The organism is Spiroplasma sp. NBRC 100390 (assembly GCF_001886495.1).
Classification (GTDB): Bacteria; Bacillota_I; Bacilli_A; order Mycoplasmatales; family Mycoplasmataceae; genus Spiroplasma.
Genome location: NZ_CP018022.1, coordinates 46,930 through 68,473, shown reverse-complemented (window position 1 = coordinate 68,473; position 21,544 = coordinate 46,930). Strand labels below are relative to the sequence as shown.

Annotated in this window: 12 protein-coding genes; all 12 read right to left on the bottom strand. The window is 30.3% G+C overall.

Annotation, left to right across the window (positions count from 1 at the left end; translation table 4 throughout):
- Window positions 1–96: 96 nt before the first annotated feature.
- The 12 genes from rpoC to S100390_RS00205 all read right to left on the bottom strand — a co-directional run bounded on the left by rpoC (window position 97) and on the right by S100390_RS00205 (window position 21,538).
- Window positions 97–3,849: a DNA-directed RNA polymerase subunit beta' gene (gene rpoC, locus S100390_RS00255; protein ID WP_070406312.1), complete on the bottom strand. Its 3,753-nt coding sequence runs from the start codon at window positions 3,847–3,849 to the stop codon at window positions 97–99.
- 15 nt (window positions 3,850–3,864) lie between these two features.
- Window positions 3,865–7,779, bottom strand: coding sequence for a DNA-directed RNA polymerase subunit beta (gene rpoB / locus S100390_RS00250; protein ID WP_070406311.1), 3,915 nt, complete (start codon window positions 7,777–7,779; stop codon window positions 3,865–3,867).
- A 170-nt stretch (window positions 7,780–7,949) separates the two neighbouring features.
- Window positions 7,950–8,105 carry a hypothetical protein gene (locus tag S100390_RS05475; RefSeq protein ID WP_197490512.1) on the bottom strand — a complete coding sequence of 52 codons (156 nt, stop codon included), beginning with the start codon at window positions 8,103–8,105 and terminating at the stop codon, window positions 7,950–7,952.
- Window positions 8,106–8,168: 63 nt separating this feature from the next.
- Entirely contained in the window at window positions 8,169–9,818 is a 1,650-nt protein-coding gene (locus tag S100390_RS00245) for a hypothetical protein (protein WP_070406310.1), read from the bottom strand.
- A gap of 104 nt (window positions 9,819–9,922) precedes the next feature.
- Window positions 9,923–10,837: an ABC transporter permease gene (locus S100390_RS00240; protein WP_070406309.1), complete on the bottom strand. Its 915-nt coding sequence runs from the start codon at window positions 10,835–10,837 to the stop codon at window positions 9,923–9,925.
- Window positions 10,837–13,002 carry an ABC transporter permease gene (locus S100390_RS00235; RefSeq protein WP_070406308.1) on the bottom strand — a complete coding sequence of 722 codons (2,166 nt, stop codon included), beginning with the start codon at window positions 13,000–13,002 and terminating at the stop codon, window positions 10,837–10,839. The genes S100390_RS00240 and S100390_RS00235 overlap by 1 nt, the downstream gene beginning before the upstream one ends.
- Window positions 12,986–14,551 (bottom strand): ABC transporter ATP-binding protein, encoded by a 1,566-nt coding sequence (locus tag S100390_RS00230; RefSeq protein ID WP_070406307.1) that lies wholly within the window; start codon window positions 14,549–14,551, stop codon window positions 12,986–12,988. The genes S100390_RS00235 and S100390_RS00230 overlap by 17 nt, the downstream gene beginning before the upstream one ends.
- Window positions 14,552–14,569: 18 nt before the next feature.
- Entirely contained in the window at window positions 14,570–15,970 is a 1,401-nt protein-coding gene (locus S100390_RS00225) for a BMP family ABC transporter substrate-binding protein (protein ID WP_070406306.1), read from the bottom strand.
- A gap of 644 nt (window positions 15,971–16,614) precedes the next feature.
- Window positions 16,615–19,488: a hypothetical protein gene (locus tag S100390_RS00220; RefSeq protein ID WP_070406305.1), complete on the bottom strand. Its 2,874-nt coding sequence runs from the start codon at window positions 19,486–19,488 to the stop codon at window positions 16,615–16,617.
- A 21-nt stretch (window positions 19,489–19,509) separates the two neighbouring features.
- Window positions 19,510–20,523 carry a hypothetical protein gene (locus tag S100390_RS00215; RefSeq protein ID WP_070406304.1) on the bottom strand — a complete coding sequence of 338 codons (1,014 nt, stop codon included), beginning with the start codon at window positions 20,521–20,523 and terminating at the stop codon, window positions 19,510–19,512.
- A gap of 120 nt (window positions 20,524–20,643) precedes the next feature.
- Window positions 20,644–20,988 (bottom strand): hypothetical protein, encoded by a 345-nt coding sequence (locus S100390_RS00210; RefSeq protein ID WP_070406303.1) that lies wholly within the window; start codon window positions 20,986–20,988, stop codon window positions 20,644–20,646.
- 10 nt (window positions 20,989–20,998) lie between these two features.
- Window positions 20,999–21,538, bottom strand: coding sequence for an L-threonylcarbamoyladenylate synthase (locus S100390_RS00205; RefSeq protein WP_070406302.1), 540 nt, complete (start codon window positions 21,536–21,538; stop codon window positions 20,999–21,001).
- Between the last annotated feature and the right edge of the window lie 6 nt (window positions 21,539–21,544).

The following is a 21,544-nucleotide window of genomic DNA, read 5'->3' as shown; positions in this document are numbered from 1 at the left end:
AAAGAATACAATCCATATATAATATTACATAAAACCCAAAATTAAGTCAATAATTATTTAACGGTTTATTAGAAAAAAGACCATACGGTCTTTTCTCTAATATTCTTCAGCTTTAGCAGCAATTCCGGCGGTAATAATATCTTTGGGATTTTTTAATCCTGTTCCAGCTGGAATTAAATGTCCTAACATAATATTTTCTTTTAAGCCTTCTAAACGATCAACTTTTCCTTTGATAATCGCTTTAACTAATACCCGCGTTGTATCCTGGAATGAAGCTGACGATAAGAATGACTCTGATTCTAATGGTGCTTTTTTAATTCCAAAAATAACATGTTTAGCTGTTGGTGGTTTTTTCATTGAGCGGACAGCTTTAATTGTTTCATTACGATAACGTTTAATTGTCACAATCTCACCTGGTAATAATTCAGTATCTCCCGCATCAATAATTTTAACTTTATTCAACATTTGTTTAACAATAATTTCAATATATTTGTCTGAAATTTCAATTCCTTGTAAACGATAAACACGTTGCACTTCTTTTAAAATATAATTGTGAACATCTTCAATTTTAGCAACTTCTAATAATTCTTTAATGTTAATTGAACCTTCCGTTAATTTTTGACCACGGACAACTTTATCACCAATTTTAACTCTTAAAACAGCATTATATTGTGTTTTATATTTTCGTTCATCACTATCTGACGCAACATAAATGGTATGGATTCCACTTTCATCACGAATGTCACTAATAACACCATCAATTTCTGAAATAACAGCAATTGATCCTTTTGGTGTTGTAACATCTAATAATTCTTTAATCCGTGGTAACCCTTGAGTAATATCAGCTCCCCCGGCAACCCCTCCAGTATGGAAAGTACGCATTGTTAACTGTGTCCCTGGTTCTCCAATTGATTGTGCGGCAATTGTTCCAACTGCTTCACCAATTTCAACTTCCATTCCTGTTGCAAGGTTTTTCCCATAACAACGTTGGCAAATTCCTTTTTCAGCTTCACAAGTTAAAACAGAACGAATAATTACTTCTTTAATATCACTAGCAACAATCGCTGCACTATCTTCTTCTGATAACAATGTATTAGCTGGAATTACTTTACCATTTTTTAATTTAATGTCTTTTAAATTATAACGTCCGACTAGGCGATCAAATAATGGCACAATAATATTTGAGTGCTTTTGTTCAATAATATCAGAAACAACAAAACCACGACGAGCATTACAATCTTTTATTGTAATAATAATTTCTTGTGAAACATCAACCAAACGTCTTGTTAAATAACCTGAATCGGCGGTTTTCAACGCCACATCAGCCATTCCTTTTCGCGCCCCATGGGTTGAAATAAAGAACTCTGATACGGTTAATCCTTCTCGGAACGAAGACTTAATTGGTAATTCAATAATATCTCCTTTAGGGTTATTCATTAAGCCCCGCATTCCAACTAACTGTGTAAAGTTTGAAACATTCCCCCGTGCTCCTGAATCAGCCATCATAAAGATTGGATTCTTAGGGTCTTCTCGTAAAACATGCTCTAATTCTGTTTGAATATTATCTTTTACTTTTGATCACACATTAATAATTCGGTGTTGTTTTTCACGACTTGTTAACATTCCCATTTTAAAGTATTCATTAATTTCTTTAACCTTATTATCTGCTTCTTTAAACTCTTCTTGTTTTTTATCATAAACCTTAACATCGCCCGCTGAAACAGTTACTCCTGATTTTCCTGAGTATTTAAACCCTAGATTTTTCATATTATCTAACATTTCAGCAGTTTTGTTAGCACCATAAATTTTAAAATAACGATCAATAATATTTGATAAATCTTTTTTCTTAAATGGTGGATTTACTTCCCATTTTTCTAAATATTCAATTAAATTAACATTATCTTTAATCAATGAACGGGCTGGTAATGCTGATAAGTTTTCAACATTTGGTTCATTTAAATATGGGAACTCTTCTTTAAAAATTTGGTTAAAAATAATTTTTCCTGGTGTTGTAATGATGTAATCATTCATTTCCTCAGATTTAAATTTTTTATTAACAAAACCACTAGCAGGAATTGCAACTAAGGCATGTAAAGCTACAGCTCCAGTTTCATAAGCAATAACTGCTTCGTTTAAATCTTTAAAAATTGTTCCTTCCCCCAACTGTCCTTTTTCCTCGTATGTTAAGTAATAATTTCCTAACACCATATCTTGGGTTGGCGTTACAATTGGTTTCCCATCTTTTGGTCCTAAAATATTACGACTTCCTAACATTAAACTACGTGCTTCAGCAACTGCTTCATCTGTAATTGGCACATGAACCGCCATTTGGTCACCATCAAAGTCAGCATTAAAAGCTGTTGTTACTAAGGGGTGCAAACGGATTGCTTTTCCTTTAACTAATTTTGGTTCAAAAGCCTGAATTCCTAAACGGTGCAATGTTGGGGCACGGTTTAATAACACTGGTCGTGATTTAATTACTTCTTCTAAAACTTCTCATACTTTGTCATCTTGGTTTAAAATTAATTTTTCCGCAACTTTAATATTTGCTGCTAAACCATCTTTTACTAATTTACTAATAACAAATGGCTTAAACAATGTAATTGCCATATCACGAGGTAACCCACATTGATACATTTTTAAATCGGGACCAATCGCAATAACTGAACGCCCTGAATAATCAACTCTTTTTCCTAATAAGTTTTGACGGAAACGACCTTGTTTTCCTTTTAAAATACTTGTTAATGATTTTAATGGTCGTTTGTCTTTTCCGGTTACTGGACGTGCTTTTCGTTCATTATCTAATAATGCATCAACAGCTTCTTGTAACATCCTTTTTTCATTATTAACAATAACACTTGGAGCCCCCATTGCTTTAACTTTTTTTAATCGTTCATTTCGAATAATAATACGACGATATAAATCATTAATTTCTGAAGTAGTAAAACGACCACCATCTAATTGAATAATTGGACGAATATCTGGTGGAATAACTGGAACTGCTCGTAAAATCATTCATTCTGGGCGTGAACCTGATTTTTTTAATGAGTCTAACACTTCTAAACGTTTCATTAATTTATTTTGATCTAATTGCGTTTTTTTATCCTTTAAATCTTGTTTAATTTTTTCAATCTCATCATCAATATTTAAATTTTTTAATAATATTTCAACTGCTTCAGCTCCAATTCCAAATCGAGCATTAGTATGACGATTAATAAACTGGGCACATTCATCCATTGAAAAAGGTAATGAAGTATTTTTTAAATCTTCAATCATTGTTTCACCAGCTTCATAAGCAATAGTGCCTTGTTCTAATGTATCTAAAATTTCTCGTAAGGTTTTTGTTAAACGTTGACGAGTTGCCGCCGAAGTTTTAGCATTTCCTAAATCTAAAACCATTTTTTGTTTTAATGATTTAGCATCACCAGAATCTAAAACGATATACGACACAAAATAAACAACTTCTTCTAGTTCTTTTGTTTTCATATCTAAAATTAACGCAATTCGACTTGGCGCTGCTTTTAACATTCAAATATGACTAACTGGTTCTTCTAATTCAATGTGTCCCATTCGTTCACGGCGAACAATTGCTTCAGTGATTTCAACCCCACAACGTTCACAAATTTTTCCTTTATTTTTTGATTTTTTATACTTTCCACAAGCACATTCAAAATTTTTAGTTGGCCCAAAAATCTTTTCATCAAATAAACCATCTCGTTCTGGTTTTAAAGTTTTATAATTAATTGTTTCTGGTTTTTTTACTTCTCCATATGATCAACTGCGAATATCTTCGGGGTTCGCTAAACCGATCTTAATCATACGATTATTTTTTTCATTATTTTCAATCATTTTTTTCTTTCCCCCTTAATTTAATTCTTCTTGATCATCAACATAATCAACTTCACTTTCAATATCACCGTTACCATAAGAATCTTCTTCTAAATTATCTTGCAAATCAAACTCATCTTCGATTTTAGCAAAGCCATCTAAAATGTCATCTTGTTGTGGTTCACGATTTGTATTTAAAATAAAATTGTCAATATCAAATTCATCTTCAAATTCATCACTATCTGTTAATAAGTCTTCATCAACATAATCTGATTCATCATAACTTTTAATATTTTTAATGTTTCCTTCTTCATCAATCATATGAATATTAAATCCTAACCCTTGAATTTCACGAGTTAGAACATTAAATGATTCTGGAATACCTGGTTCAGGAATTTTTTTATCTTTTACAATTGATTCATAAGCACGAGTTCTTCCTTTAATATCATCTGATTTAATTGTTAAAATTTCTCGTAATGTATGTGCCGCTCCATAAGCTTCTAACGCTCATACTTCCATTTCTCCAAAACGTTGTCCCCCATTTTGGGCTTTTCCTCCTAATGGTTGTTGGGTAATTAATGAGTATGGTCCAACATTTCGGGCATGTAATTTATCATCAACCATATGTGATAATTTCAACATATACATTACTCCAACCGAAACTGGATTATCAAATTTTTCACCACTACGACCATCAATTAAAACTTCTTTCCCAAAGTTTTTCATATTAGCTTTTTCCATAATTTCAATTAATTCTTCATTTGTCATTCCATCAAAAACAGGAGTAGAAACTTTTTGTCCTAATTTTTTGGCAGCCATTCCTAAGTGAATTTCTAACACCTGACCAATATTCATCCGTGATGGTACTCCTAATGGATTTAACATAATATCAATTGGTGTTCCGTCTTCCATATGTGGCATATCTTCTAATGGTAAAATTTTCGAAATAACCCCTTTGTTCCCATGACGTCCGGCCATTTTGTCTCCCTCTTGGATTTTTCGTTTTTGAACAATATAAATTTTAATTACTTCTAAAACATCAGCAGATAGTTCATATTTTTCACGCGGAAAGCGTTTAATTGCTTGAATAATTCCTTCCCCACCATTTGGTACTCGTAATGAATTATCTTTAACATTTTTTGATTTTTCACCAAAAATTGCTTGTAACAATTTATCTTCTGGTGATAATTGTGTTTGACCTTTTGGGGTTACTTTTCCAACTAAAATGTCACCTGGTTTAACTTCTGTTCCAATAATAACTAAACCATCATCATCTAAGAATTTACGAGCATTTTCTGAAATATTTGGAATTTCACGGGTAATTTCTTCTGACCCTTGTTTTGTTTGACGACGTTCAATTGTATATTCTTCAATATGAATCGATGTAAAAACATCTTCTGATACTAAACGTTCAGAAACAATGATAGCATCCTCATAGTTATAACCATTTCAAGTCGTAAAGGCAACAACAACATTTTGCCCTAACGCTAACTCACCCTTATCAATTGATGGTCCATCAGCTAAAACTTGGCCTTTTTCAACTTTTTGCCCATGTTTTACTAATGGAACATGTGTTAATGAAGTTCCTTGATTACTACGCACAAAAGTATCTAAATTATAGTTCTTTAGACCTTCTTTTGTTTTTAAAACAATTCTTGTTGCATCAACATAATCAACACTACCATCATATTGTGACACAATTGCTAATCCTGAATCACGTGCCGCCGCATATTCAACCCCTGTTCCAACATATGGTGAATTTGGCGAAATTAAAGGAATTGCTTGACGTTGCATATTGGCTCCCATTAACGCACGGTTAGCATCATCATTTTCTAAAAAAGGAATACAACTTGTCGCAATTGAAACAATTTGCTTTGGCGAAACATCAACATAGTCAACATCATTACGTGTTGCAATAATATTTTCTCCCTGGAACCGTGCAACTACTTGCTCGTCTAGAATTTCTCCTTTATCGCTTAAACGAATATTTGCTTGCGCAACAACATAATTTTTTTCTTGATCTGCTGTTAAATAATCATTTTCAGCAGTAACCTTACAATCAATCACACGACGGTATGGTGTTTCAATAAACCCAAAGGCATTAATCTTAGCATATGTTGCTAAATTATTAATTAACCCAATATTCGGTCCTTCTGGTGTTTCAATTGGACAAATTCGACCATAATGTGAATAATGGACATCCCGCACTTCTAATCCAGCACGTTCTCTTGATAACCCCCCTGGTCCTAAAGCTGTTAAACGACGTTTATTTGTCAACTCTGCTAATGGATTTGTCTGATCCATAAATTGTGATAACTGTGACAAATTGAAAAATTCTCCAATAATAGCAGACAACGGTTTATTATTAATAATATTTGATGGTTTCATTTTAAATAAGTTTGATGTTGACATTTTTTCTTTAACATTTTTTTCAATTCTTAATAAACCAATACGAAATTGATTTTGTAACAATTCCCCGATTGTTCGAACACGACGGTTTCCTAAATGATCAATATCATCAACTTCACCAACTCCATCTGTTAAATTTAATAAGTATGAAAATGTTGCCAAAATGTCTGGTACAGTAACATATTCATCTGTTGCATTTGGATCGATTCCAATAATATTCGCTACGCGAGTGCGAACCTCATTATCAACATAAACTTTAATTTTTTGGATTTTATTTGAACAAAAAATTTCATCACTAAATTTCACTTCTTCTAAACAAGCTCCTGCTTTTAAAATTCCTTTTAATTTATTAATGGCCTCTTTATCCATTAAAGTTCCTTCTTTAAAAACAACTTTACCATTAACATCTTTAATATCTTCAGCTAAAACTTTATTATAAATTCGGTTTTCAACTGATAATTTTTGAACTAATTTAAAGCGTCCCGCTTTTGTTAAATCATATTTACGTTTATCAAATAATAATCCATATAAATATTTTGTTGCTCCATCAGGGGTTGCTGTCTCTCCCGAACGAATTTTTTTATAAATTTCTTGAACAGCAACACTTTGATCATATGCAATATCACCAGTATATGGGTCTAATTCATAAGTACTTTTTACTAGTTTATTATCCCCAAAGATATCTAACGCATCTTCTTTAATAATTCCTAATGCTGTTAAGAAATTAGCAACCGAAACTTTTCGTGATTTATCAATTTTTACATAAAAAACATTATCAAAGCGTTCTTCTTTCCCAACTTTAATTTTTTTATGATCTGATTCAAACTCTAACCATGTTCCTCGCGATGGAATTAAATCAACATAATAAACGTTTTCTCCATTTTTACGGTTTAAATCAATTTTATAATATGCTCCTGGTGAACGAACTAATTGTGAAACAACAACTTTTTCTGAACCATTAACAATAAAAGTTCCTTTTCCAGTCATTAATGGAAAGTCGCCAAAAAAGACCTCTCCTTCTTTTTCAATTGTAATATCCACTAATAACTTATCTTCTAGTCTTTCCTTAATTGTTACCGTACATGTTGCTGTTTCATCGCCAGAGTGAATATCATAATAAATAACATCTGTTGATTTTTTTAAAATTGTGATCATGTGCCCAACACGTTCTTCAATTCATGATTTAATTAATTCTGGTTCCCCTTTAACAATTAATTTTTCTACTTCTAAATCTTTTGAATTAATTGTTAATTTTAAATTGGAATAAATTGGTGCTTCAAAAATTTTTGATTCATCTTTTGCTTGAGAAATAGTTCGTCGTGGCTCTCTAAATTCTCAATTTAACATCTCTAAAACAATATTTCCCTCATGTCCCACAATTGGAAATACCTCACTGAACACTTCGCTGATACCGATTTTCTTAAATCAATCATATGTTTCGGTTTGAATTTCAATTAAGTTTGGTAAATCTAAATTCCCACTTACTTTCGTATAATCAATTCTTTTAGCGTAATGCCCAAATTCTTTTTCTTTTAATGCCATTAATTATTAACCTCACTTTTCACAATATACGCTTATAAATTTTATATTGGTTTAAAAGAAAAGTCAATCATTTTTGTTATTTCATTATTTTTTTTATAAGTTTTTTATTCCTTCTTGTTGTGATAATTAAAAAAAGCACATTGTGCTTTTTTTAATTATCACAAGTTTTATTACTTATGACGATCACAGACAAAAATCTCATCATCAACTGAACCAACCATTGCTTGTTTCATCTTTCCAAATAAAACTCCTGCTGCGCCGCCAGCGACACCTTGTTTTTCTTGTTCTGCAACACATTTAAAACATTTTGGATTAAAATTTGCCATCTGTTTTACCTCCTTTAAGGTCTCCTTAATTTTACTAAAAAATAATTAAGTTTAGTAACTTAATTATTTATCAATTAAAATTCATGCTCATCATCCGTGTTGTACCTTAATATCCCCCGCATTTGAACCATATGCCGTATAAAAAATTGAATTTATCCGATCTTGTCCAAAAGCAAATGCTAAACAAAATGACCCGTTTTTAAAATTGAAAACTATTTTGTCTCGAATTGATTCATAATCATTTTGCCCCCCAATCCACAATGGTTTGTCTTTAACTAGGTTATACATATTAAATAACCCAAGGTCAGGTAATTCTTTTGCCATCTGACTACGTTTAAAATTAGTCAGAAGTTTTTTAAAGATTGCATTTGCACTGCTAATATCATTTTTAAATTCTGTAAAGATATCACCAACATGGAAGACACTACTATTTTTAAAATTACTAGCATCATTGCTTCCAAGAACTCGTTTTTTCAACTCAATATTATAATATTGATGAAATGCTACAATAATTTTTCCAAAATTAATTAATTTGTTTTCTAACCCTTGCCGACTAATTAAAATATTACTTTCAAAAGTTTGATTATTAATTTTTAAAGCCCCCGCTAATGGTAAGCCATATAATGAAATATAATTTAAATTAACATTTAATTTTGCTAACATCATATTGTTGTGATCAACATTAAAAATTGGCAGACTTTTCTTATATGCTGTCACAAAGTTCTCTGCTGTTAAACCAGGTGGATTAACACCTTCACCCGCTCAAAGCGCAGGTTGATAATTTCCAATATCCGCCTTTTCTGGAATTTGGCCGGAATTTTCTGCTGTTATTGTTCCAGAAACTAAGCGCATTAATCTTTTATTGCCATTATCGTCAAATACAATCGCATCACGAACTGCCTGCTCAATCTCAGAATCTTCTCTAATCATCTTCTTTAAATTATTAACAAAAATCTCATCCAATGGTTTCACATCTGTATTATAATTAATCTGAAAATTAGTATAAAGTAAGCGAAACTTGTCATCGTTATCAATAACCACTTTTTGATAATTATTAAAGAATTTAATTAAAATTTTAGTTACTACTTGAATCGAATTTTGTAAAAGTTTTTGAATTTCTTCTGGTTTATTTGTAATAATATAGGTCACAGTAAAAGGCATCAGTTGGTTTAAATTTTTAAAACTTAAATTTAATACAAACTTGTATTGTAATTGTACCGCTTTAACACCTGCTACTGGGATATTGGTTAATTTACCAATTTTATCTAAATCAATATAATTTAGGACAAACTTAGTTTGGTTTTTGTCAAAAGTTAATGGCACCGTATCTAAATAATAATTCGAATACTCACGAATGATTTCAAAATTTAGATTATCAAAAACAGAACGAAAACCATTCTCAATATTTTCTAACCCCGAACTAATATTTGGATTTGTTTGATCAAGTTCAACGGTCGACTGATCTTTGTTAACTAAATCATAAAACGCTGTTAATTCTGGAAAGGCATTTGAATCCTTTACATTACCATTGTTATCATAATCAGTAATAACAGAACTAACTTTACTAGCAATTTTAGTTAAACTTATCATATCATTTTGCAAATTCGAATTGTCATAATCATTAACAACATTTTTCTTATAACAACCAACCATATTGACTGTTCCACTAGTTGTTATAACCGAAATGGTTAAAATAGTTAATAGTTTTCTCATACTTTATTTCCTCCAAAAAGAATACCTTTTCTATATTATAAAAAAAAAAAAAAAAAGCAAGGAAATGAACAATAATTAATAAAAAAACAACCAATGGTTGTTTTTTAACGAAGGGACTTGTCAAAAGGAATTCCTGATGCTTTTGGAATTTTAGAGTATTTGGAGAACGCGACCATTGTTACTAATGCTAAAACAAATGGTAAGATTTTTAGCAATTGGTTTGATGGGTCAGCAATATTTCAACCAGTAAATCGTCATAATGTTCCTGCTAACGCAATTAGGAAACTAAATAAAACGGCCCCCAAAGTGATGTATTGAATTCTTCACTGACCGAAAATCATAATTGCTAAGGCAATATAACCTTGTCCTTGCACATCGCCACGAAATTGACCTGAAACATAATGGGTAAACATTGCTCCTGCCAAACCAGCTAAACATCCTGAAATAATAACTGCTTTATATCTTGTTTTAATCACATTGATTCCAGCAGCATCAATTGCATTTGGGTTTTCTCCACACCCAGCATAACGAATTCCTGTTTTAGTAAATTTAAAGAAGACAAAGGTAAAAATGGCTAGAATAATTGCAATAATTAAGAAAATATTAATAATTTGCGCTCGATCAATCCCAATTGTACTAAAACCAGTTTGAATCATATTTCCGGCAGCTAAAGCTGGAATACTGACAAAGAATAATCCTAATCCAGTTGCTAATAAGTTTAAGGCTGTCCCCGAAATTACTTGTTGTGCTTTTAAAGTAATTGAAGCAAAACCATGTAATAAGGCAAATGCTCCGCCAGCGATCGTTGCAATTAGTAAAGCAATAATTTGCATACCATTGCCATATTGCGAAAGAAATTTTCCTAATAGAGCATAAACTAAAGCCCCAATAATCATCATTCCATCAATCGCAATATTCACAACACCGGCTCGTTCAGAATATAATCCAGCCATTGCAGCAATTAATAGTACAGCAAAAAGGACTGAACCATTGGCAAATAATTGTGAAACTGCTTCCATTAGTTTTTTCCTCCTTCTTGCATTAATTTATGATATGCCGTCTTTTGACGAAGATACTCTGTTTTTAAAATTTTATTATCTTCACCAACAGCCGTAATAATTGTATTTAACTTTTGATTTAATTCATTTCTTCATTGTGGTAAATTTAGACGATGTTTTTCTTGAGCAACTTTATTTTCAGCATTAAATTGTTGTTTCATTGTTGCTAATTGTGTTGTTAAGTTTTGTTTTAACACCATCACTTCTTTTTGAACACCAGGATCATTTCTTAATTTAACATCAATTGTTTTTAATTCCTGCTTAATTTCTTTTCGCACCTGACGATTTGTTATTTTAAACTGATGCATTTCTTGCCGCTGTTGTTGTTTTAGTTTTTTGATTTCTTGATTTAATTGTTTAATAACAACCTTTTCTTTACTTTGCAATGTTTTAAAATCAGTTAAATATTTTTGTTGAATTTCATCAAAGACAGGATAATAACTTTCTCGTAATTTTTTAATAACTTCTTCTTGTCTTAAGACTAAATCACCATATTGTGTTTGTAATTGCGCTAATTTAGCATATAAATCTTTTTTAGGCAAACTATAAAGCTGTGAAAGTTCCTGTCTTGTTTGTCCTTTGCATTTTTTAACTGCTTGAGCATAATTTCGTTTTAAAAAAGTGGCTTCTTGTTTTTTTACTAAATACTCGTTTTTTACTTGCACAAAATGATCCATTGCTGAACCAAGAGCAATAAAAACAGCTAAATCATATTTTGTTTTAATTCCTCGTTGACCAATTTTTGCCGCTTCTTTATATTTTGAATTTTTAAAAAAACGCATTTCTGTTTTTAAAGTTGTAATCTTCCCAACATATAATGTTAACTGATCATTAATTTCATTTCGATAATTTTTAATTAGTTCCTTATCCCCTTGTTGTTTTAATTTATGAATTTGAGCCCGATAGGTTTTATTAAGCGCTTTAATCTCTTTTTCATATGTTCTAATTTGTTGTTTATATTCATCATATTCCTGTTTTCAATCAACATGATGCCGAATATTTCACCAACGACGAATTCAAAAGATTGGTTTAAAGTAAATAAACAATGCCGAAATCGCAGTCATATAAATAATAATTCCAAAGATTAACTGTCCCATTTGTTTTGACATTTGAAAATCTGGTAATTGTGTTGCTTGTAAAGCTGCTGTCTTAATAATTCCTCATAATAAGGCAATTGGTAAAATTGCAACTCCATTGGTAAAAGCAACTAACGCAACAGCAATCGCATCAAACCCGACCACTGGTAAAGCATCCGTTGTAAACTGTAAAACTGTTGATTGGGTCATATAATATAACATTCCCAAGACCCCAGCCAGACCACCTGATAAGGCCATTGAAACAATCATATAGGCACGAACATTTGTTCCAGCATATAATGATGCATTTTTTGATTTTCCAACCGCTTTAATGCGGAATCCTAATACTGTGTAATTCATAATAAAAATAATTGTTACTAACAATAATATTGCAATAATAAACGGAATGATCCATGTTTGACCATTTAATATTAAATTAAAATTAGGTGCTGCTGTAACAATGTCAATTGTTGAGTTATGATTTGAATTTCACATTCCATGAGCTGGATTCATAAACATTCATTTCATTACATATCAAACAATTCAGTTTAACATAATTGTTGAAACTACTTCATGAATATTAAAATACGCTTTTAATGCTCCAGCAATCGCTGCTAAAGCTGCTCCAACTAAAATTGAAATAAGTAACGCTCCAACAACACCAGCCCCTTGACTAATAGCTGGGTTTTTTAGTCCTAAAACAATCGTCATACTACCAGCAAGTAGCATTTGTCCAGGAACTCCAATATTAAATAATCCCGCTTTAAACCCTACCGCAACAGCTAATCCTGCAACAATATAAATTGCTCAATATGTTAACGTTTGATCTTTTAATAAAGGATGAAAAGCTAAACGAAAAACATAACTAAAAAATAGCAATGGATTTGAAGCATTTATACCAATAATAATAAAACTAAGAATAGCTCCAGCAATAATGGCACAAATAGATGCCTTAAAATAATTCATTTTTGTTTTGAATTCATTTGAACGAAAGAAAATTTTAGTTTTTTGTCTTAACAATCAACCATAACTTTTAATTTGTTTTTGCATCAATTTGACTTCCTTTCTGTTGATATGTGCCAGCCATCATTAGCCCAATTTCTTCACGTTTAACCTTGTTTCCAAAAACTTCTCCTGTCACCCGACCATTATGTAAAACAACAATCCGATCAGCTAAACTGATAATTTCTTCTAATTCATAAGAAACAAGGAGAACTGCTTTACCTTGTGCCTTTTCTTCTAAAATTTTATTATGAATATATTCAATCGCCCCAACATCTAATCCCCGCGTTGGTTGAACAACAACTAAAATATTATGTTGGCGTGATAATTCACGACCAATAATTAATTTTTGCTGATTACCACCTGATAACCCTCTTGTCATAGCAAAACCTGAATTCGCCCCTCGGACATCATATTTTGTAACAATTTGTTGGGCATATAACTGAATTGCAGCTTTATCTAATAACCCATAATTCGAAAATGGTTTTTGATTAATATTTTGTAACACAACATTATCAATTACATTAAAATCCAAAATCAAACCATATTTATGACGATCTTCAGGAATATGTGACATTCCATTTTGATAATGTTCATAAATACTTTTTTTTGTAACATTAATATCATTAAAAATTATTTTTCCTGATGTTACTTTTTCTAATCCTGCTAAAGCATTAACTAACTCAGTTTGACCATTTCCTTCAACACCAGCAATAGCAACAATTTCACCAGCTTGGACTGTCAAATTAAAATCATCCAAAGCCATTAGACGGGTTAAACCTTTTTTCTTTACTGACAAATTTTCAATTTTTAATAAGGTTTCCTTTCGTGGTGCTTTTCCAGCATTTTTAATGGCAACCAAATTTCGCCCCACCATTGCTTCTGCAATTTCTTTTTCATTTTTATCTTTAACATCAAATGTTTCAATAACTTTTCCACGCCGAATAACAGTTGCCCGATCAGCAATTTTTTTAACTTCATCTAATTTATGCGAAATAAAAATAATTGTTTTTCCATCCTTTTTTAAATCTAACATAATTTTTAATAACCCCTCAATTTCTTGCGGTGTTAAAACTGCTGTTGGTTCATCAAACACTAAAATATCAGCACCACGATATAAGATTTTTAAAATTTCTACTCGTTGTTGCATTCCAACTGAAATATTGGCAATTTTCGAACGAAAATCAACTTGTAAATTATATTTAATCGCAATTTGTGCAATATCTCGTGTTTCTTTTTGTCGATCAAGAAACACTTTACCAACTACTTTTTCATGCCCTAATGTAATATTGTCTAAAACAGTAAAAATATCAATTAATTTAAAATGTTGGTGAACCATTCCAATTCCTAATTTGTTTGCTTTAATTGGATCACTAATATATTCGGGTTTACCATTAACAAGGATTTCACCTTTAGTTGGTTCATATAACCCAAATAAAATACTCATTAAGGTTGATTTCCCAGCACCATTTTCACCAATTAAAGCATGAATTTCACCTTTTTTAACTTTCAGGGTAATATCATCATTTGCAATTAAATCACCAAAAACTTTTGTAATTGACTTCATTTCAATTGCATATTCATTATTATTTGCCATTATTATGTCCTTTCTTAACTATAAAGCTGCTTCAATTGCATTTAAAATATAATCTTTTAATTTATCACTACTTTGGTAAGTATTTGTTAATGTATGTGAAAATGCTTCAGCAGCAACTGGTGGCTGCCCGCTAATTCCGCGTGAATAAACATCTTGTAATACTTCAACGATTTTATCAAAAACAGTATCTTTTGCGTGTTCATCTGTTTCATTATGAATGAACGCAACAGTATCTGCATTAATTGCTTTTGTTTTTTCAATTCCCGTTCAAGTTGGATGCTGAATTGATGATTGATCAGTATTAATTCAACAATCAGAAGTTGCTTTACTATTATCTCATGTTTTATTATTTTCTTGATAACCACATGTTGATGAATAAATATTTTTTAATGCTTCTGAAGTTGAAGTTGCAATTTCTTTTAAAGCACTTGTCACAATAATTTCTTCCCCATAAATTTTTGATTGCTCAGTATCAACTCCAATAACTTTTGCCATTGATTTATTATATTTAATGCGATCAATTGTGTCTTGTGTTTGGGGTCCAGCAACTGGGAAAATAATATTTGCTTTACGGGAAATTAATTCGTCAGAAATATCTTTTCCATGTCCAACCTCAAATGATTGTGAAAACCACGATTCATTACTCTTAACAACATTTTGAACTTTGCCAATTGGTTGTAATGTGTTAACCTTTGGATTCATTTTTTGAACTTGTTTTAAAACATCATTTTTAATCTGATGTAGTTTCGGAAAACTACTATTATTAATAATAGTATTAAAGATATCAGCTGCAACAATAAAACCTCACATATAGTTTGAAACAGCACCAGGGTTATCCATTCCACCATAAGTTGCAATTTTTAAACCATCAGGATATCTTTCTTGATTAGCATTCAATCACAAGGCTGCTGCAATTCCAGCAAAGAAACCAGAAGATTCAGCTTCATAAGTTATTCCAATAATATTTTTCGCTAATGGTCTTGTTGCATCCATTCCCAAGTGAATGTTTTGACTGCTTCCATCAATATAAATAATATTTTGTGCCACTTCTGCTGCCCAACCAATTGTATTACCATGGGCAAACCCTGGTAAAATCATAGTTTTAGCTCCAGCAATGTTTGCTGTTACATAGGCCGCTCTAAAGTCAGAAGGGGTTTGACTTGCTGGTTCAAAATAACTAGCCCGTCAATTACTTTTTTTCCAATCTGCAGCGGAAACTTTCGGGTCTTTTTGTGAAACAACATATTTACTTGCTCCATCTCATGCCGATTCATTAAATGATGCGTCAGTAATTGTTCCAGCATCAGTAATAACCCAAATATCACTATCAAAAGTGTATTTTTTTGCACAAGCGACAAGAGAAATACCTGAAGTAGTTACTAACGTTGCTGCCGTTAAAAAACTGAGCAATTTTCTCATCGTGTATTTCCTCCTATTATATTTTTAATTTTCTTTTGGCAATTGAATATTTTCTTTTATATTATATTTATGATTTTTGACGCCCCAACAATGTAATATATCATTGCTAATTTATTTTTAACATATTTTTAAAAGAAAGAAAAGCAAATAATTTTACTTTCTGCTAATAAAAAATAAATCCATCTTAATCTGGATTTATTTTTTGATAAATTTATTATTATTTTAACTATTTGCCAAAAATAACATAATTTATAACAAAAAATTAAAAAATATTGCATTATTATTAAAATTTATATATAATTAATTTGTGGTTAAAAAAATGACTTTACCAGTCAAATAAACTACGATTCTCAGTCAGGTTTCCAAAGCGACTGAGTTTTTTATTAGGTTAATTTAGTTAATATTCATATTAATACAAACATTAACAACATGATTTTGTAATTTAACTGGTAAAGCCATTAATGAAGGGAAGTTCATACATAACACCTCCATTAATGTAGATATCCTGATTATCTACTAAGGTAAGTATAACAGAAAAAAATAAAATTGTCAAATTTACTATTTTTTATGGTATAATATTCCATTTTAAAATTATAATAAATTACCTTAATAAAAAAATACCTTAGATAAAACTAGGGTATTTTTTATTTACTATTCTTTTTGCAAAATGGACAATTGGTCTCAAAAGGAATATCTTGTTTTGTATATTTTGAAATATTATGTAAATTAAGATGATTATAATCGACACGTTGATTATTATTTATCATCACTTCATCTTGTCCTGATGAAGGATTCTTTGCACGATAATAACTTCCCAAACCATACGGGACATCACTAGCACTAGCTGCGCCATATGTATTTGAATATCCCTTTTTATTGTATAAATTATAACGTGTTGAAGCTAAGTTAAGATTATCAATTTGTGGATAAAACTGATCAATTGGAACTACCCCATGATAATTAATATATTTTTTTGTTTCAACATCGGCAATTTTTTTTGCAAAATCAACTGCTTTTGTCTCCAATGTTTCCACTTTTAAAGTTAAACTAGTTAAATATTCTTGTACTTCACCTAGTGTTTTTGTATGTGCTGATTGTAAATCAATTGAATTTTTAATTAAGTCTTCCAGTTTTTCAAATCGACATTCAAGATTATTATCACCTTCTGGTTGAGATGGTACTGGCACCTGTTCTGGTCCTAGTTCTTGTTTCATTGTTGTTTTGGCCACTGGTGCGGCTACTTGCTCAGTTTCATATTCAATTACTTCATCATCAAGATTTGAAAAATCACCATTCAAAATTTTATTATCTAATTCATCTAAACTATATGATATTTCATCATCTAAAATTGGTTTAATTTCTGATGGTGATGATTTAATTGGTCCACTTAAAACCAAATCATCTAATAACTCACCTTCATTATCGACATTGTTCATAACTAACTTATCTTTAATATGTTCCAAATTATTTACTGTTGCTGCTTCTGTTGGAAAAGATGCTATTTTACTATCGGTAACTGTTGCGCTAAAACTTGCTATTTTTTCAGTAGTTGCTGTGGTCGTTTCTGGCTCAACAGGAGATTCTGGCTGTTCGGGTAAACTTGAATCATTTACATTTCCGGCTGCTTCTTTTGACATTTCTTCAACATGTTCATCATTTTTCAATGTTGCAACTTTATCATCATCAAATTTATTTGCAGTTACAATTGAATCTGCTTCATTATTAAAATCATCTAATCCTTCTAATTCAGCAAATGTATAACCATGGCTATCATCAACATAATTAATAACTTCCTTCGTCTGATTATCTGAAGTTTGAATATCCGATAATAATTCCCCTTCCAATTTATCAATATTATATTTTTTTGGAATAAAGGTAAGATCTTCTTGTGGACTATCTTGTGCTGTTTCTACTGCAACAGTTGTTTCAAGAATAACTGCATCATTTTTAGAATTTTCTATTGTAGTAGCATCACTACCATCATTGAATTCATCAAGCACTAGATCATCTGTTTTTATTGAACTATCAACAACATTATTATCTTCTTCCCTAGCAATTGTTTCATTAGAAATGTTATCTAAAAGATCATCGGTTGGTGCAATAACGTTTTCGTTAAGAAAATCAGTTGTTGCTTGTGAATTATCCCCGAAGATTTCAGCAATATGCATTATTTCCAAATGCTGGTCAGCCCCCAATTTTAACTTTGTTACCAACCCATTTGCTTCTTTCGCAATTAAATTATAAATTTTAGTTTTCTTTTTAATTGATTTAGTTGGCGCATTATTATTTTGAACTTCTTCTTCTATCAAGTTTTTGATATTAAGAGCTTGTTGGTACATTTCACTTCATTTATTGTAAAGTTTTTTCTCTTTTTTTGTTAATACTCTTGCATCAGATACTGATGAAGGATTTAATAATTCATCGTTTAAGAAATCAAAATCAATTTCTTTAGCTGCCGTTGAATCTTCTTTTGACCCCTCATCACTTAAGTTATCATTTTCTTCTAAAGCTGTTGTTTTATCAACAAAAAACTCAACATCAGCATTAACTGCATAATCAGCGTTAATATTAGTTTCTTTGTTAAAGACATTAACATCTTTATTTTCTAACGTACTTGCCTCAGGTTCAACATCTGCTGTTGGTGCAACCGATAGTTCTTCCGCCTTTGCTGTTTCTATTGTTACATCCTTAACAATATCTGTTGGCAATGGTGGTTTTGTTAAATCATTAGGTTTATTCAATTCTGAATTAGAAGTACTAGACACTGTGTGTGTCATATCACTAATTAAATTAGCTAATTCATTTTCATCAACATCATTTTTACCGGAATTAAATAAATTATTTAATTCATTTGATGTAAAAATTGCATTTGATTTCTGCGTAAATAATTTTTTATTATCATCCACGTTTACGTAATCATTGTCTTTGAAATTTTTTCCGGTATCTTCGATCCCTGCGGTAGTCGCGCCAACTCCCATAGTTGCGCTTCCATGATACTTTCCCTCTTTATTTACCTCTCTTTCAAGTTTTTTATCCTGATGGTAAATAACAATCATGTTTCGTTCTTCAACAAAATTTTGTAAAGCTTCTACATCAAATAATGATGATTCAATAAATAATAAACCAAGAAAGATGAATGCAGCAAGAACTAAAACAGCTACTTTTCCATATACTAATGAAGCAATAATTAATGCCACAAAAATCATCTTAATATATGGTTTTGCAATTCGTTGTCCTTTTTTAACGCGGTTAATTTGAAATGATACTAATGTAATTGTTGCTAAAGCAACAAAGATTGATAATGCGATAATAGTATATGCTCATGCATCCCCAGTTAACTGGTTTAAAATTTCTTCTTGTTTAAAAATTGATGTTTGAAAAATATCGTTTATTGAATTTAAAATTGTTGGAAGCGCAACTTGTTGAATTACCAAAAGATTTAATATTGCCGCAAAAATTTGAACTATTGCGCCAATTATGATTAGGACTCATCCTAAAGTTACTAAAAATGTAAACATATCAACTTATCCTCCTCTAATTTACTTTCCGCCACGCATAGCTCAATAATCAAACCCAATTGTGTCGTCATCTTCTTCCTCTTCAACTGGGGCAAAATTTTGCATTGAATGCTGCGTCTCTTCTTCTACTTTTGATGTTACTTTTTCTACAGAACTACCTTCATCATCATCCCTAATAATATAGCATTTATTAAAAACACTAATTTCATGTTTTATTAATTGGTCCGTTAAATTATTACCATAAATTTGTTTAACATAAGTTTCAATTAAGACTGGATTCAATGCAACAATAAACTTGAATTGAATAATTCCTTTAAAAATTGCGTGCACTAAACTAAAAACCGTTTTAAACTTAGCATATCCAACTAAATCAATGTTATTAAAAATTATTACAATATTATCTTTAATTTCATATGCTCGTAAAATTTCTTCAAATTCTTTCTTAATATATTCTAGTGGATCATCAAATTCTAATTCATTAATAATTACCACTGAATTTGAATCATTAGTTTGTTCTGATAATTCATTGTTTTTTAAAGTTCTTGCAAACAATTTAACACGATCTCATAAAACTTTTTTATCTTCTAAACTAACTTTTGGTAACCCTTTAATAATTCTTTTAAGCAAGAATAAGAATGGTGAAGCATATAACTCAATACGTAACAAATCAATATTAACCAGTGGCATTGAAAAAAATGAACTAACAATTTCGGGCATTGAATCTTGATGTTGATTATCAACTATTGTTAAGAAAAACTGCATCTCATTATTTTTTTCTTTAAATGTTTTTATTAAATCACGAACAATTTCATAATTTGATAATACCATGCCATCAATCTTACCTAATTCTTCTTCGTTTTTATTTTTTTTAACCTCATGACCACTATTTTTAAATAACTCTACTGTCATATCTTTGTCCCCATTAACAACCTGTGTTGAATTCATTTTTTGTTCATTGTTCTTTGAATTATTTGGTTTTGTTTCTTCTGTATTTAATTTTAAATTTTTCATTCGTTCGAATGGATTGATGTACATGTTTAGCCCTCCTGCATCATTTCTCCATATTTAAATTATATCATATTTACTAAAAAAACTTATAAAAAAAATTGCAATTTAAAGTGCAATTTGGTATGATATTATTCTTTTTTTATAAAATTAATCTTCTTCCTCTTTTTTTAACTCGGCTAGTTCTTTTTCTAATTGCTTAATTTTTTCTGCTTTTGATTCTTTATTTTTATCTTTTTTACGGTAATCATCAAATAACTTTCTTGTTCCATCTTTAATGTTTTCTTTATTCATAAATAAAAAATGGCCCATAAAATAACCAGTTACTCAAATTCCTAGCAACAAGACGCTAATTAAAAATGCAATTGTATATTTTTTTTGATTAATTACAAACAACACTGTAAAAACAATAGTTAAAATAATTAAAATAATTAAAACAACAAGATTAACAATTTTATATCATGATCATTTTTTTAGTTTTGATTCTTTTGTCATTGTTTACCTCTTATCTAATAAATTCTTTGGTTAAAGAATTGTAAATTTTTGAAGGACGATTATCTAAATACCCATCATTGACAATAATATCAACATCAAATTTTTTTAATTCATTAAATTCTTTGGCATAATTTTGCCCACTGATATTAACACTTGTCCCATAAATTGGTCCTACTTTTTTAATAATTTTTTGTAATCATTTTGATTTTGTAATTCGAAGTCCAATTGTATTATCATTAGTAATATTATAACGACTATTAATTTCACTATTTATGTTACCTATTATAGTAATAGTTTCATTTTTTCTAAAAATTTTTAAGTCTTCGCGGGTTAAATCAATAAATTTTTTTGCCATTCGAACAGAGCTAACGATTACTGATAAATACATTCTTTCTGAACGACCTTTAACTTTAAAAATTCTTGCTTTTGCTGTTTGTGAACCAATAATACATGTCATCCCATAAATTGTATCGGTTGGAATAATAATTACATTTTCTGCCAAATAACCCGCAATGACCTCTTTACGATCTTTTATTGTATATACTTTCATTATCTA